Source organism: Lutimaribacter saemankumensis (genome assembly GCF_900100005.1).
Lineage (GTDB): Bacteria > Pseudomonadota > Alphaproteobacteria > Rhodobacterales > Rhodobacteraceae > Lutimaribacter > Lutimaribacter saemankumensis.
The window spans coordinates 1-14,315 of record NZ_FNEB01000018.1 but is presented as its reverse complement, the minus strand read 5'-3'; the positions used below and the strand labels follow the sequence as shown (position 1 = coordinate 14,315).

Sequence of the window (14,315 nt, the reverse complement as noted above, 5' to 3'; positions counted from 1 at the left end):
GAAGTGTCGCTGCAAGCCTTGGACGCGCGTTTGCTGATGTGGAAAATCCGTGGAAAGATCGACCGGCTTCAATTGCCTAAGCCGAAATGCGTGATCCAGTTCATTCTCAACGATCCGCCGAACGAAACCGCCAATTACTGGCTGGTGGCCAAGCCCGGCGAAGAAACCGACCTTTGCTACACCGATCCGAAATTCGACGTCGATCTTTTCGTCGTCTGCGAACTGCGCGCGCTAACGTCCGCGTGGATGGGCCACTCGACCTTCGAAAGGGAAATCGACAGTGGGCGCATTTCCCTGACAGGTCATGACCTGATGGAAAGGACTCTGACCAAGTGGCTAATGCGAAGCAGTTTTGCTGAGGTTGCGAAAAGCGCGCAGGTCGAGCAACGCCGAGCTGTCCTTTAGCAACTCGTTTTTGGCGAAAACTACATGGTGCACCGCTGAAGCCACCTTTTCAGCATTTCTAGCCGTTAGTCGTTCTGATCGGCGGGTCAACGCTGAACGACGGTTTTGTCCCGCACACCAGTCATTAGATCCAATTGCAGCGAACATCCACGAAGAGCCCAAGGCAGAAAGTAAGATAAGGCACTCAATTTGATCGGGAGCGCTGCTCGAGGTAGGCTTTCTTCTAAACCATAAGGGAGGGTCCGCCTTGGATAAGCAAATCATCAATCACCCCGATATGCCAGCGCCTTACGGCGCGTATTCCACCGCTGTCCGAGCGGGGGATTTTGTTTTTATATCCGGTCAAGCTGGCGTCGTGCCTGAAACGGGAGCCAAAGCAGGCGAAGACTTCGAAACTCAGGCAAGACAAGCTTTTGAGAACCTTCGGAAATGCCTCGAGTGCTCCGGTTCTTCCTTGGGGGATGTGGTGAAGGTCATCACTTGGCTGGGCGACGCTGAGGAACGGGCAGCCCTCAACGATATGTTTGGCGAGTTCTTCCCAAACCAGCCGCCGGCGCGATCCACTCCAATCGTTGACCTTCCCATGGGTCTTCTGCTCTCGATTGAGGCGATGGCCATCGCTCGGAGTTGAGGTGGCCGGCTGAAATTCTGCATAGTCCCGCCAGCGGACGTTCGCCGAAAGCGTCGCGTACAATCGCTCCGAGCCCGAAGCAGTCGTCAGAACGAAATGAAAGCCCGGCTTACAGCATGGTAGAGTTGTCTTAGGCCTACATTCGGTGCCTACGGCATGCGAATTCTAATTAACCGTGTATCGTCCGCGCCGGGTTGGAGCACGATGAATAGATTGGCGAAATCGGTCTGGCTGATGTCAATGTTCGTGAATACTCCAAGGCCCTCGAGAATGCCTGGGATAGTTTCGGCGTGACCGACGACAAGAACCATGTCCTGTTCATGATCAAAGCTGAGCAGGTCGATCAGACCAGCCGTGTCCGCCCGATCAACCTCGTGAGTAGGCAATTCCAAACTATTGGCAATGATATTCCCCGTCTCCCGGGTGCGTTTCGCATCTGAAGTAAACACAACGTCAAGCTCAGTATGCTGGAGCATTTCTGCCCACGCAGCGGCCCTCACTCTGCCATCGTCGGTAATCGAGGGGTCTTCTCCGATTAGTTCCTTCTCAGCATGGCGAATAACATAAACCGCTTCCTGCGCGGCAGCGGCCGACGACACCAACATCGCAGTAAAAAGTGTTGATAGTAGCAGTCGCATTTTCAGCCCCTCTGCAGTTTCCCCGAGAATAGCAGGAGAACATGCTCCGGCCAATTGCCGCACCTTCATGCCTCGTGGAGCAGCAAGGTCAGTTCTGTCCGCTGACCGGACATTCTTCAAAAAAGCACCCGGCGTCTTCTTCGGCCCTAAGCCGACATCTACGCTCGTCGCTGGCGCCGCGCTGCAGCTTCATCAAACCGGTCATTCGTGCATCGCGCAGCATTTTCAGATGGCTAGTGGCGGCACTGCGGACTATGCCGACGCCAGTCAACTAGGCGAAGAAGAACACCAACGGCACAGGTGCGACGGCGCAGACGATGGTTGCGAGGTATGTTCCGAACCCGTAAAGCCGCGACGCACCGGCCATAAAGGCCAGCCCGCCTCCACCTCCAAGCAGAGAGTTTCCCGGTGTGTTGAGCGCGATCGCTAGCAGGAGATGTCGGTAGCGGTGCAGCCTTCGGCCAAGTGCCGGAGGAAGGATGAGCGATAGCTTATCTGCACGCTCATGTGGGGGCGCGCTATCCAGTTCGACAATGAACGCCGCGGCCTTCGTGAGCCCGAGCCGCCGTAGCCCACGAGCCAGGAGAGGCGCCGGGAAAAACCGCGCGCACAAGAATGAAACAACCAAAGCGCCGACCATTCCGAGATAGACTAGGGGAGCCACTTGCCCGCCAAAAAGAAGCAATAACGCAAATCCAATCTCGGCACCGGGCACGAAGGGGATTGCCGCCAGGACAACGAAGGCGACGAAGGCGGTCATAACGATCCTGTGTATCATCGGTTCGTTCATCGGGCGCATTTCGGGCACGGTCAGGTCTTTCAGGTACCCGCCGAGAAACCAGCCCCCGAGAAGAAGCAGGCCGTAAATGGCAACCGCTCGACGTTTCGCCCAAAGGCCCTTTAGAACCGCGCGCACATCGGGTTCCCGTGCGGGTTCAGTGACCGCATGGACTGAAGCATCTGCGAAAGAGAGGTGGTTTCGACACTCCGCAGCTCATCGCCGACAAAGCTGATTTCACGCCGCGACGTCCAGTACCAACGACGGCGCTCCCATGTGATCTTCACCTGGATCGAGCCGTCCTTTTTGACGAGGCCGTCGTAGTCGAAGCGACCACGGCTGTCGCTTTCAAGTGTGCCTGTAAAACGGACCCCATCTGGGGTCTCTTCCGCATCATAGGTACCGGGAACGAAGCCGCAGCGGGTGCATATGTCAGACCAGAAATGCCCGTCGTTGAAGTGAAGGCTGTCGTCAAGGTCCGGGTTTTCAGCCGGACCAATCATACCTGTGAATGCACGGCCATCTAGAATGCCCGCCGCCGTTGCTGCAACGGTGCTTGCAAACAGGATGGAGAGTGCCAACGCCAATGGCGTGCGAAAAAGCTTGATCAATTGCTTACCTTCTAAACCAGACTTCAGTGTATTCTGGAATTCCTTCCCATGCAATTTGTTGCCATTGCGGCAGTCTAAGGACAACGTCCGCTTTGGGCTCTAAGCCGACTTGCGGCGGTGCGGCAACAACTTTGCCGGCGAGGCCGTTTCTAGTGACCCTTCCGGCCCTTTGCGGACATTCATACAACCTGCGGCGAATGATACCTTCGAGCCCAAAGCCGACGGTCCAAAGGGGGCCTCAACGAGCCGCCAAAAAGCCCTTGCTGGAAAAGCGCCGTCGGTATTCTGCCGGACTTAGGCCAGTCATCTTCTTGAACTGCCGTCGGAACGCTCGCACGTCCGTATACCCAACCGCCTCAGAAATCGCGTCAACGCTCTGGCCGTCCATCTCCAAAAACTGCTTGGCTTCCTCGACCCTCAGCGACTGTAAATAGTCTTTCGCGCTATACCCCGTAGCTGCGCGGAAGCGTCGATCGAACGTACGCCGCGGGAGTCCAGAGCGGGAGATCATGCGCGTCACGGCGTCTCTCTGTCCGTAGGCGTCCGCAAGCCACGCCTGGCACTCCTGGATCACGGCGTCGTCGCTCTGCAACCGTCTCATTGGGGCCGCATAGTGTCTTTGCCCGTCGGGTTTTGGATCAACACAGTAGAACCGCGCTGATTTCGCTGCGTGCTCCGGTCCGATGTAACGTGCAATCAGGTAAAGCGCGAGGTCCTGCCAGGATGCCATACCTCCCGACATAACGATGGAGTCTCCTTCACCGGCAAAAGTAAGTGTACGGTCCGGACAGAACGCCACGCGCGGGTAACGCTTTTCGAAAACCTCAGCCATAGACCAGTGTGCGGTCGCCTCTTCGCCGTCTAGTAGTCCTGCGTCTGCCAAGAGCGCCGAGCCAGAGCAGGCCGTTGCCAAGCGAACGCCAGCCTCGTGCCGCTTCACGACCCAGTCGATCTCCGGTCCCAAGACCTCCCTCGGCGGGGTCATCATACCGATCCTGAAGTTTGGCAGGCAAATGATCTCTGCATCGTTAGCTTCTTCAAGCGTCGCGTCAGGCATCACTGGTACGCCGCTGATGCAGCGGAACGGTTTTTTGGTTCTGGCGACAATTCTTACACGTGTCATTGGTGGGGTCGACGCGCCCTCGGTGAGGTAGGACCACGCCGACCCTACCGAAGTTAGCAGATCATAGATGCCGTAGAGAATGGCGCCCCTGCAACTCTCGGCAGCCACAATGTCGATACGCAGAGGGTCAGCGGTGAAATCCCTGGTCGTCATTTTGCAAACTCTCCTCTCCCAAACCGATGGCCGATTTGGCCCTCTTTTGGCCAGTTCGACCCTCACGCAGACGCTTTTCGTACGCCAGTCTGAAGCAAACTACGAAACCACGCGAGAAAAATTATGACCTACGAAGCATTCAAGTTTGCAGAAAAAGAAGGATGGGATGCCCGCGCTGCCGCTTATGACGATTTCACCGGGCGGGTTACGACCGGCGCGATCCCGACGCTTCTGGCGATGGCCGAATTGGCCCCGGGAAAACGGATCTTGGATCTATGCTGCGGCACCGGAAGAGCTGCGGGCGCAGCGGGCGCACTTGGCGCTGACGCAGAGGGCATTGATGTGTCTGCAGCGATGGTGAAGGCGGCGAAAACCGCTTTCCCTACGGCGAGCTTTGCAACGGGGGATGCAGAGGCGATACCGAAAAACGACGCCGTTTTCGATGCCGTGATTTGCTCGTTTGGGGTCATGCACGTGGGTAGCCCAGAAACCATGTTCAACGAAATTGCGCGCGTTCTGAAACCTGGTGGGCGAGTGGCACTCAGTCATTGGATTGGCCCGCCAGAGTCACCTTTATTCCGGATCGTCTTCGGCACGATGCAGCGCCTTGCGGACATGTCCGTCGTCCCTCCGTCACCGCCCCCATTTGCTCTGTCTTCAGACAATGCCATGCGAGAGGCACTGGAAGCGGCTGGTTTCGCAGAGTTTTCAAGCACCCGAGTGCCGCTCGTCTTCAAAGCTCCAAAAGGGCAGTTTGCCAAGCACTTCCGAAATTTCGCTGCAAGAGCAGCAGTCATACTCGACAACCAGAATGAAGACGTCCTGAAAGAAATCTACACCTCTTGGGAAACCCAGTTGGAGGACTTCCTGGATGGAGACGAATACCACGTGCCAATGCCCGCCATAGCAGCAACTGCAGTCCGCAGGGCGTAGATCGCTGCAGGTCTTTCGACCTAAGCTCGCGTTTTGGAGGAGTTGGTACAGGTTGCTCCAAGCCCAATGACCGCTTTGTCCGCGAAGAAGACGTTGGCACATACCGCAGCGAACGGCAGCTTGGAGCCCAAAGCTGCGCCGGAGATTGTTAGAATTGGGAACGAGCGTTTTGATCACTGGAGTGATGCTCGCTGCCACCAATTCGAACGCAAGTGCTCAGTGTTCGAGTCCCGTGTAGTAGCGGGAACGCGCGTCAGGGAAAACTGTGCGCAGCACCGGTTAAATTCGGACGCGCTCCATGCGTGGATCAAACAGTGGCTTCAGTGAAGCGATCGCAGGAACGCGCGTTCCGGCAACAAGGATTTCCCAGGAGCCGCTTTCGACCACGTCTGTAGTCAGCGGCTCCTCATGCTCTACAAATCCTATCCCAACAGCGCCACCAAGCGTGTGCCCATATGCTCCGACTTGGATATGGCCGACTTCTTTGCCATTCAAAATGATAAGCTCGTTGCCATAGAGCAGAGGCTTCGGAACGCGCAACTGAAACTGCAGCATACGGTTTCTGGGTGTGCCTCTCTTCTTGATTTCGGCAAGTGCATCACGTCCGATAAAGCCATTGGGCTTGTCCAGTTTCACTGCAAACCCTAGCCCGGCCTCAATCGGGTTGTCCGTATTGTCCACGTCTATACCAAAGTCACGATATGCCTTCTCCAGGCGCAGTGAACTGAGTGTTTGCATGCCCGCATTTCGAACGCCCAGTTCAGAACCAGCCTCGAGCAGGAGGTCATATACTTGCACCGCATGCAGGGCAGGCACATGCAGTTCCCAACCAAGCTCACCCACGTAAGTCACACGAAGCGCCAGAACTTTGAAAAAACCAACATCAATTTCTTGGGCAGTCATGAACGGAAAGGCCGCATTGGAGAGGTCCGCCGTGCTCACTTTCTCGAGCAACATTCGGGCTTTGGGGCCATGAACGTTTATCTGCGTAATTCCATGTGTGGCGTCAGTTACCACAACAAACTCGTCCGCACGGACATGACGGCGCATCCAGGTCTCTGTGTGACCGTGGCTGTTTTCGCCAACCACCACCAGGAACTTACTTTCTGAAATCCGAGTTACCGTCAAATCGGCTTCGAACCCACCGATTTCATTCACCCATGCAGTGTAGACGACCCGACCCGTAGCAACGTCGACTTCGTTACAACTCACCCGGTTCAACAGGGCGCAGGCATCGGGGCCCTCGACAATGAATTTCGACATTGACGACATGTCCATGAGGATAACGTCCTCGCGCGCAGCCCTATGCTCCTCGGCGTGCCAGTGCCACCAATTCTGACGACCCCAGCTGTATTCCTCGATCCTGGCTTGGTCCAGAGTGGGCGCGAACCAATCCGGCAGCTCCCAGCCATGGCTTTCACTAAAGTATGCGCCGGCCGATTTCAGGCGGTCATATAGAGCGGATCGTTTGTATCCGCGTGCAGTCTGAAAGCTTTCGTTCGGGAAATGCGCTCCAAAACTCTTGGCAAGAAGTTCCGGCGTCCGCGCGCGTCGAAATGCAGGCGTGTTCAGGCCACCATCCGCAAAACGATCGACGTTGAAGCTGGTGTGATCGACCGGACAATGGCCATCCACAATCCAATGTGCGAGAGCCATACCCATGCCAGGCCCGTTCAGAATGCCAAGCGAATTCAGCCCAGCCGCCACCCAGCAATTCCGCAAGCCAGGAGCCTCGCCTACAAGAGGCGCAAGGTCAGGAGTAAAACTTTCTGGTCCGCAGAAGAGCTTGCGTAATCCAGCGTTTTCCGCCTTGGGAACGCGTTTGAATGCTTCCTGCAGATGCGGAGTCACACGATCCCAATCCGGATCGATTTCGCCAAACGAAAAATCGTCCGGGATCGCTGCAATATTCCAGGGTGCAGCGTCGTGTTCGAAGAGCCCGATCAGTAGTCCGCCCGTTTCTTCCCGGAAATAGGCATAGCTGTGCGGATCTTCGAGCAAGGGCAGATCACGGGTAACGCCTTCCATTGCCGCAGTGATCAGGTAGTAGTGCTCTGCCGCCTGGAGCGGCAGGTTTATCCCTGCTTTCGCGCCCAGCTGGCGCGACCACATTCCGGCAGCAATCACAACATGCTCGGCAGAGATATCACCTTTATCAGTTCGCACTCCGACCGCACGACCTTCTTTCGTGAGGATTTCCTGAACATGCGTATTTTCGAGGATGCGCGCGCCCTGCTTCCGAGCGCCACGTGCAAGAGCCATTGTCGTGTCCACGGGATTGGTGCGCCCTTCCAAGGGATACCAAAACGCAGCAATCGTTCTAGAAAAATCACCAACGGGGAACTTTTCTGCGGCCTCTGCAGGTGAAATTTCATGCACCTCGATCCCGAAGCGGTTCATAAAGGCCGCTCCGCGTCGCATCTCTTCTAGCCGCTCCAAAGTATCCGCGGGTTGAATGTAGCCCGGTTGATGGAACCCAGTTGCATGACCGGTCTCGGCTTCGAGCCCTGCAATCAGATTTCGGCCATAAACATAAAGTTCACATTCCCATTCGCTGCCCAAAACAGCGGGCACAATTTCGCCCGCCGCGTGCCAGGTTGTCCCGGACGTTAACTTGTCACGCTCCAAAACCACGACATCGGTCATTCCGAGCTTGGTCAGGTGGTAGGCGAGATTGCACCCGATAGACCCTCCTCCAATGATCACTGCCTGCGCGTGGGTCGGAAGTGCGTTGGTCATCTGAGCAGTCCTCTCTCGAAGAATCGTCGGTTGGCGTCACCATAAGATTGACTACGCGCAACAATCAATCCAATGATTGAATGCTCATTCAATGGAGATAAATTTGCCGGAGGCCGAAGTCAAAAAGGGAGCCCGCACCGCACCACCAGAAGTGCGCCGCAAGCAGCTGATCGATGCAACGGTGACATGCGTAAGCAAACTCGGCATTTCAGGAACAACACTTACTGCCGTCACAAAGGAAGCGGGGCTATCGCTCGGACTCGCCAACTTTCATTTCAAGAACAAGGAAACCCTGCTGAACGAAACCCTGAATGCTCTTGCCCAAGAACACAGGGCATTGTGGATGAAGGCCCATGACAGGGAAGATCTGTCACCTGTTGCCAAGCTATGTGCGATCGTGGATGCGCAATTTCATCCTAGCATTTGCAACCGAAAAAAGCTGGCCGTATGGTTTGCATTTTTCGGTGAAAAAACACACAGAAAGGCATATCGACAAAGTTCAGCACATGTCGACTTAGAACGTCTCGAAGCAAGCACCGATCTATGTCATCTGATTATTTCGGATGGAGGATATACAGGCGTAGAGGCAGAAGACGTCGCCTCGTCTCTTGAGGCACTCTTTGATGGCTTTTGGCTGAACATCCTGATGTATCCAGCAAAATTCGATCGCGAAGGTGCTTCTCGCCAGGTCTTTGCCTACTTGAAGTCCGTTTTCCCCAAGCATTTTTGATTTTCGTCTCACCGATCTTTCAGCTGAGATTTTATTTGGCTGGTAGAACGCAGAGCGTAAAGTTTTGGTAATCGTTATTGGCTGACACTTCCTTCAAAACGAGTGCAGAAATGAATTTAGGTGCCCAGCCTAAGGCATTCTCAATGTCCGGTTTGTCCGCATAGCTGACCTTGATGCACAAAGCAGAGAATGTCTGCTCCCCGCCCTCTCTCGAGTTTTTCGCGCAAGCGAGTCCGGGTTGGACTCAGGTGTCATGTGGCGTTTTCAGAAGCAGGGCAAGCAATCATCGAATTTTTAAGCCTAAGTTTCATTCGGCCTCCTGCTTACTTTTTGGCAACAATAGTAACTACTTAGTTGCTTGTTAGTTTCTTGACACACTCGGTTTTCGCGATCACTCTTAAGACATTCTAACCCACCAGCCTTGAAGGCTGGGCCGCAGGGAGCATTTTGGGCGGTTCGCGCCCATGGAGCACTCGATGGCAATGATCCTGATCTCGCTTGAGATCAGTGTTCTGCTGTCTGGAGTGCGCTCCTTAACCAGAGCATCGCGATCATTGTCACGAGCGGTTCCATGTAAGGAACTGACCGATGACGCATGCGTCCTCTGCTCCCGTGAGCTCCCAACTCTCCCCATCTTTGCCCAACTCTCTGGTCGGTCTTGCGCGCCTTTTGGCGCGTGAGGCCGCGCGCTCGGAGTTTGCAACGCGTTGCAACACCGACGAGGAGGGCCAGGCACATGCATGAGCTGCCTTTCTCAAAATCCGCTTCGTACATCAGCGTCAAAGAGTGCGCGGTGTTTCTGGGCATGAACACCAAGACCATTCGCCGGTGGATCACGTCCGGCAAGTTGCCCGCGACCAAGCCCGGGCACGACTGGCGTATCGCCAAGTCCGATTTGAAGGCCCTGCTTGCGGCACGTGGAAACGGCACGTTGGACCATGTCCCCTAATGTCCTCAAAAGTCTCATCTTTTCAGGGTTTCGGGACGAGGGTGCGTGCAACTTCGGTTTCAAATTCACAGCCGCAGTTTCCCGAATGTCCGCGCGTGGCCCGCCATGTCCGCAGCTGTCCCCAAAGCATCCTGAATCAAAAAGCACTCAACAAATGAAAGACCAAAATCATGACTCCCCATAATTCAAAAGACCTGACGCTTGCCGATGCCTTGCAGCGTCTCGACAAAAGCAAAGCCACATGCAGTCGCACCCGGGACCGCATATCTGCGATCAACCGCGTCGCGACCATGTTGAGCCGTGCGCCCGCCGACCTGCCCTGTGACCCGCCCGAACTGCGGGCATATCTCAAGACCATCCACCATGTTCACCATAAAATCACGGCCAAGAGCCTGGCCAATATCAAAGCCGCGCTCGCCGACGCCTTGCGGGCGGCGGGCTGCATTCCTGCTGACGACCCTAAAGTCGACCGGAGCCAAAGCTGGGAAGTGTTCCTCGGGCGGGTGAGCGTCAAAGAACAGGCATGGAGCCTGTCGCGCCTGATCAACTACTGCTGCAACCGGGGCATCGAACCGGAAGATGTCGATGATAACGTCGTTTCCGAGTTTCGTACGTATCTGGACGCGCGGCTGCTGACGCGTGAGCCCGAAGATCTTTGCAGAACGATGGCACAGACCTGGAACGGAATTGTCTCCCGGCACGGCCTCTGCCTTTCGACGTTGAGCTATCAAAAAGGCGGGTACCACCGGTGCCTTCCGCTGAGCGAGTATCCCGAGAGCCTGCAGAGCGATATTCAGGCCTACGTGGATCGCCTCGCGCATAAGGATATCTTTCTTGAGGACGGACCGAACAAAGCGCTGCGTCCCTTGTCATTGCGGAACGTCAAAGCCAACGTGCGGCAGTATCTGGATGCTCTCGTTTCAGCAGGTGAAGACCCGGCGGCGCTTGTCGACCTTTCCTCTGCCATCACTACAGAGAAGGTCAAAACCGCGTTCAAAGCGATCATGGCACGGCGTGGCACCAAGAAGCCGCCGATAGGGCTGCACAACATCGCGGCAACGCTCACCGCGATCGCACGCTATCACTTGAAGTGGGATGAATCAGAACTCACCGGCTTACTCAACGTGAAGAAGCGTGTTGCGTATGATCCCAAGGGTATGAGCGAGAAGAACAGCAACCGTCTCGAACAGTTCAACAACTGGGAGAATATCGTCCGCCTGATCAGCCTGCCGGAACTTCTGATGACCCAGGCGCGCTTGAACCCGGAATCCAGGCTGAATGCGTTGCTTGCCATGCACGCCGCAGCCATCGCCATCCTGTTGTCTTGCCCGATGCGGACAAAAAATCTTGCGAGCCTCGACTTGGATCGCAATGTGTTCGCCCACCGCAACGGCAACCATACCATTTACTCCATCCGGATCGATGGCGGGGACGTGAAGAATGGCGAACCCATCGAGTTCCAAATGAACAGCCGGAACTCGCGCCTGCTTCACAATTACATCACGATGTATCGTCCTCGGATTTCGGCGGCACGGAGTTCGGCACTTTTTCCGAAGGCGTCCAACGGAGCGCCGCGCAGCCCCAACAATCTCGCGGAAAGCATCAAGACGCATATCTACGATGCGACAGGGCTGACGGTGAACACGCACCTGTTCCGTCACATCGCAGCCTATCTCTACTTGCGTGAGCAGCCTGGTGATTTCGAGACCGTTCGGCGTTTGCTCAAGCATCGGCGGCTGCAAACGACCATGGACTTCTATGCAAAGATTTCCAGCGAATGGGCACACGAGCACTATGACAAGGCGGTCCTGACCAAATGGGGGGACGCGTGATGATCAATCGCATCCCTCTGGTTCTCAAGTATGACGCATGGCCGAGCGCGGACAAATCGATGTGGGACGCGCTGTTCTCGACCGGAGACATCTTTGATGGCACCGGGCCGTGTGAACATTGGTCCGAAGGCTCGCGCCAAAAGCGGCGCCAAGGGTACGGGCAGTGGCTTTCTTTCCTGCAGCGTACAAATCCCGACGCGCTGGTGCGTTCACCAGTCGAGCGGATTACGCAGAGTGCCGTTCGTGCCTATATCGAAGAGTGTGTATCACGTCTGAAGCCCCGTTCGACTTCCGGGCTTATATCCGACCTGTACGTGATAGCGACGCACATATCACAGGACACAGATTGGACCTGGCTCGCGACAGCGAGCCAGCGCCTTCTGCAACGAGCAAACACGCGGTCTTTGCCCGCGGCACATCAAATTACCGCCGGGGAGATATTCGCGTGGAGTGTCGGGCGCATGGCCGATCTGCAGGCGCAAGAGGACATTCTCGATCTTAGGAAGGCCATTTGGTTCCGTCAGGCCTTGATGATCGGCTTCCTGATCTCCCGACCGCTTCGCCGTCGCTCGCTGCTTGCCATGGACACCGACCGGCACCTTACGAAGACACCGGATGGATTCCATGTGAGCTTGCGAGCCTGCGAGATGAAGGACGGTAAAGCGCGCAGTTTTCCTTTGCCATCCCTGCTCGTTGACCCAATGAGCCAATACCTCAAGCAGCATCGCGTGATCCTGTTGCAAGGAAAGAGATCCTCCGCGCTTTGGATCTCGCAGTATGGGGAACCGATGACACCGGACGGGCTCTCACGTGAACTTCCAAAGGTGACGGAGCGCTACTTGGGACTGGCATTGCGGCCGCACAGCTTCCGGCACATTGCCGCGACGAGTATCGCCGAGCTCGACCCGGAACACGTCAACATCATCCGGGACATACTAGGCCATGCCACGCTCGACATGTCGGAGAAGCACTACAATCGGGCAAGCGGCATCAGCAGTTGCAACGCGTTGCAATCGATTGTGGAAGACATCCGCAAGAACGTGCCTAAAATGGGTAGGGCCTAACGGTAACTCTATCATCAGAAAGGCCTCGGAATGCGTGCAGCCATTTACGCTCGTTACTCGACTGATCTCCAACGCGATGCGTCTATCGAAGACCAGCAACGGCTGTGTCGCAAACTGATTGCCTCGAACCAATGGGTGGAGGTCCAAACATACGCGGATCGGGGACTCTCCGGTTCGTCTCACCTCCGCCCAGCTTACCAAAGCCTTCTCTGCGATGCGCGTGACGGAAAGTTCGACGTGGTCGTTGCCGAAGGCTTGGACCGGATAAGCCGAGATCAGGAACACATCGCGGCGTTTTTCAAGCAGATGCAGTTTCTCGGTATCCCGATCCTGACAGCGGCAGAAGGCGAGGTCTCCGAGTTGCATATCGGCCTGAAGGGCACGATGAGCAGTCTGTTTCTCAAAGACCTGGCCCAGAAGACCCGCCGTGGTCTGGAAGGCCGGATACGGAATGGAAAGTCTGCCGGCGGGATCGTGTACGGCTACACAGTCGTCCGCGATCTTAACGACGATGGCAGCTTCACGACCGGTGAGCGGACGATCAATGAAGACGAGGCGACGATCGTCCGGCGCATCTTCACGGAGTACAGCCAGGGCCATAGCCCACGCAGCATCGCCGCACGGCTCAATGCGGAAAGTATCCCCGGGCCTCGCGGCAAGGGATGGGGCATGTCGACGATCTACGGCAATTGGCGCCGGGGAACCGGCATTCTCAACAACGAACTCTATATTGGCCGCCTCGTCTGGAATCGGCAACGGTTCATCAAGGACCCCAGCACTGGCAAACGGCAGGCCCGCCTGAACCCGCAGGAAGAATGGGTCATCGAAGAGGTAGAAGACCTTCGCATCGTCGATGACGATCTTTGGCAGGCCGTGAAGGAGCGGCAGGAGGCGACACGGAACGCTGTGATTTGCGAGAGGCTCCGCCCCGAGAATGCACGGCGGCCAAAGCACCTGTTTTCAGGGATGCTGACATGCGGTGTCTGCGGAGGTGGATACACGATTGTCGGCAAGGATCTCTATGGATGTGCGAACGCGCGCAACAAGGGCACCTGCGACAACCGGGTGACCATCAAGCGCAGCGCTCTGGAGGCGCGCATCCTGCATGGTCTTCAACACCACTTGCTGCATCCCGATCTGATTGCGGCCTTCGTCTCTGCCTACACGGAAGAGTACAATCGTCTCTCACGCGAAGCCGCGACATCGAAGTCAGACGCTGAACAAGAGCTGCAAACCGTCAACACCCAGATTGCCCGGCTCGTGGATGCGATTGCTGAAGGTATGTTTCATCCAAGCATGCGTGAGAAGTTAGATGCCCTGGAAGCGCGCAAGACGGAACTGGCGGACATTCTGTCCGCGCCTCAGGATGCACCAGACCTCCTGCACCCAGCCCTGTCCGAGATGTATCGTGCAAAAGTTCGGGCTCTCACCGACAGCCTGAACGATCCTGCCGTTCAAACGGAAGCGCGCATGCATCTCCGCGAGTTGATCGAGAGCATCACACTGATCCCGGTGGACGGCAATCTTGAGATCGAACTGGTCGGCGCGTTGGCCGGGCTGTTGGCGCTTGGCGAGCAGGGAGGTGGACAACAAAAAACGGTCCGGATCGAGGGATCGACGGACCGTTCTGTATCACTGGTTGCGGGGGTAGGATTTGAACCTACGACCTTCAGGTTATGAGCCTGACGAGCTACCGGGCTGCTCCACCCCGCGGCGGTATGGTTTTTTT

The 14,315-nt window shown here is 56.2% G+C and carries 12 protein-coding genes, 1 tRNA gene and 2 pseudogenes; 8 read left to right on the top strand and 7 right to left on the bottom strand.

What is annotated here, in order from left to right:
* Nucleotides 1-405 (top strand): annotated as a pseudogene (locus tag BLT50_RS18165) (winged helix-turn-helix transcriptional regulator); the annotation flags it as partial.
* A 247-nt stretch (nucleotides 406-652) separates the two neighbouring features.
* Nucleotides 653-1,036: a RidA family protein gene (locus tag BLT50_RS18160; protein WP_217629254.1), complete on the top strand. Its 384-nt coding sequence runs from the start codon at nucleotides 653-655 to the stop codon at nucleotides 1,034-1,036.
* 149 nt (nucleotides 1,037-1,185) lie between these two features.
* On the opposite strand, the gene BLT50_RS18155 is transcribed toward BLT50_RS18160, so the two are convergent.
* From BLT50_RS18155 to BLT50_RS18140, 4 genes are all read right to left on the bottom strand, one after another.
* Nucleotides 1,186-1,674, bottom strand: a complete 489-nt coding sequence (locus BLT50_RS18155) for a phosphoglycerate mutase family protein (RefSeq protein ID WP_175491532.1) — start codon at nucleotides 1,672-1,674, stop codon at nucleotides 1,186-1,188.
* 271 nt (nucleotides 1,675-1,945) lie between these two features.
* On the bottom strand, nucleotides 1,946-2,590 hold the full coding sequence (locus tag BLT50_RS18150) for a hypothetical protein (RefSeq protein ID WP_090030633.1): 645 nt from the start codon (nucleotides 2,588-2,590) through the stop codon (nucleotides 1,946-1,948).
* Nucleotides 2,575-3,063 carry a hypothetical protein gene (locus tag BLT50_RS18145; protein ID WP_139170581.1) on the bottom strand — a complete coding sequence of 163 codons (489 nt, stop codon included), beginning with the start codon at nucleotides 3,061-3,063 and terminating at the stop codon, nucleotides 2,575-2,577. Before BLT50_RS18145 ends, BLT50_RS18150 begins: the two co-directional genes overlap by 16 nt.
* A gap of 238 nt (nucleotides 3,064-3,301) precedes the next feature.
* On the bottom strand, nucleotides 3,302-4,339 hold the full coding sequence (locus BLT50_RS18140; protein ID WP_090030629.1) for a GlxA family transcriptional regulator: 1,038 nt from the start codon (nucleotides 4,337-4,339) through the stop codon (nucleotides 3,302-3,304).
* A 123-nt stretch (nucleotides 4,340-4,462) separates the two neighbouring features.
* Here BLT50_RS18140 and BLT50_RS18135 point away from each other — a divergent pair, with 123 nt between their 5' ends.
* A complete protein-coding gene (locus BLT50_RS18135; RefSeq protein WP_090030627.1) occupies nucleotides 4,463-5,272 on the top strand; it encodes a class I SAM-dependent methyltransferase in 810 nt (269 codons plus the stop codon).
* A 279-nt stretch (nucleotides 5,273-5,551) separates the two neighbouring features.
* Here BLT50_RS18135 and BLT50_RS18130 read toward each other — a convergent pair whose 3' ends face one another.
* Nucleotides 5,552-8,011: a GcvT family protein gene (locus tag BLT50_RS18130; protein WP_090030625.1), complete on the bottom strand. Its 2,460-nt coding sequence runs from the start codon at nucleotides 8,009-8,011 to the stop codon at nucleotides 5,552-5,554.
* Between the two features lie 91 nt (nucleotides 8,012-8,102).
* On the opposite strand from BLT50_RS18130, the gene BLT50_RS18125 reads away from it, so the two are divergent.
* The 5 genes and pseudogenes from BLT50_RS18125 to BLT50_RS19650 form a co-directional block, all read left to right on the top strand.
* Entirely contained in the window at nucleotides 8,103-8,741 is a 639-nt protein-coding gene (locus BLT50_RS18125) for a TetR family transcriptional regulator C-terminal domain-containing protein (protein WP_090030623.1), read from the top strand.
* Nucleotides 8,742-9,477: 736 nt separating this feature from the next.
* The gene (locus tag BLT50_RS18120) at nucleotides 9,478-9,690 is read left to right on the top strand and encodes a helix-turn-helix domain-containing protein (protein WP_090030621.1); all 213 of its coding nucleotides are present in this window, start codon (nucleotides 9,478-9,480) and stop codon (nucleotides 9,688-9,690) included.
* A 170-nt stretch (nucleotides 9,691-9,860) separates the two neighbouring features.
* Nucleotides 9,861-11,522 (top strand): site-specific integrase, encoded by a 1,662-nt coding sequence (locus tag BLT50_RS18115; protein ID WP_090030619.1) that lies wholly within the window; start codon nucleotides 9,861-9,863, stop codon nucleotides 11,520-11,522.
* Nucleotides 11,522-12,586 carry a tyrosine-type recombinase/integrase gene (locus BLT50_RS18110; RefSeq protein WP_175491531.1) on the top strand — a complete coding sequence of 355 codons (1,065 nt, stop codon included), beginning with the start codon at nucleotides 11,522-11,524 and terminating at the stop codon, nucleotides 12,584-12,586. The genes BLT50_RS18115 and BLT50_RS18110 overlap by 1 nt, the downstream gene beginning before the upstream one ends.
* 30 nt (nucleotides 12,587-12,616) lie before the next feature.
* A pseudogene (locus BLT50_RS19650) lies at nucleotides 12,617-13,687 on the top strand (recombinase family protein); the annotation flags it as partial.
* A gap of 207 nt (nucleotides 13,688-13,894) precedes the next feature.
* Here the strand turns inward: BLT50_RS19650 and BLT50_RS19645 are convergent.
* Together BLT50_RS19645 and BLT50_RS18100 are read right to left on the bottom strand one after the other, a co-directional pair.
* Nucleotides 13,895-14,176 (bottom strand): hypothetical protein, encoded by a 282-nt coding sequence (locus tag BLT50_RS19645; RefSeq protein WP_245723461.1) that lies wholly within the window; start codon nucleotides 14,174-14,176, stop codon nucleotides 13,895-13,897.
* A gap of 46 nt (nucleotides 14,177-14,222) precedes the next feature.
* Nucleotides 14,223-14,299, bottom strand: a tRNA-Met gene (locus BLT50_RS18100).
* Nucleotides 14,300-14,315: the final 16 nt, after the last annotated feature.

Bases quoted from the DNA above. Each gene is read 5' to 3' on its own strand.
- BLT50_RS18155 (WP_175491532.1), bottom strand. From the start codon at position 1,674: ATGCGACTGCTACTATCAACACTTTTTACTGCGATGTTGGTGTCGTCG.
- BLT50_RS18135 (WP_090030627.1), top strand. From the start codon at position 4,463: ATGACCTACGAAGCATTCAAGTTTGCAGAAAAAGAAGGATGGGATGCC.
- BLT50_RS18130 (WP_090030625.1), bottom strand. From the start codon at position 8,011: ATGACCAACGCACTTCCGACCCACGCGCAGGCAGTGATCATTGGAGGA.
- BLT50_RS18125 (WP_090030623.1), top strand. From the start codon at position 8,103: ATGGAGATAAATTTGCCGGAGGCCGAAGTCAAAAAGGGAGCCCGCACC.
- BLT50_RS18115 (WP_090030619.1), top strand. From the start codon at position 9,861: ATGACTCCCCATAATTCAAAAGACCTGACGCTTGCCGATGCCTTGCAG.
- BLT50_RS18120 (WP_090030621.1), top strand. From the start codon at position 9,478: ATGCATGAGCTGCCTTTCTCAAAATCCGCTTCGTACATCAGCGTCAAA.
- BLT50_RS18110 (WP_175491531.1), top strand. From the start codon at position 11,522: ATGATCAATCGCATCCCTCTGGTTCTCAAGTATGACGCATGGCCGAGC.
- BLT50_RS18140 (WP_090030629.1), bottom strand. From the start codon at position 4,339: ATGACGACCAGGGATTTCACCGCTGACCCTCTGCGTATCGACATTGTG.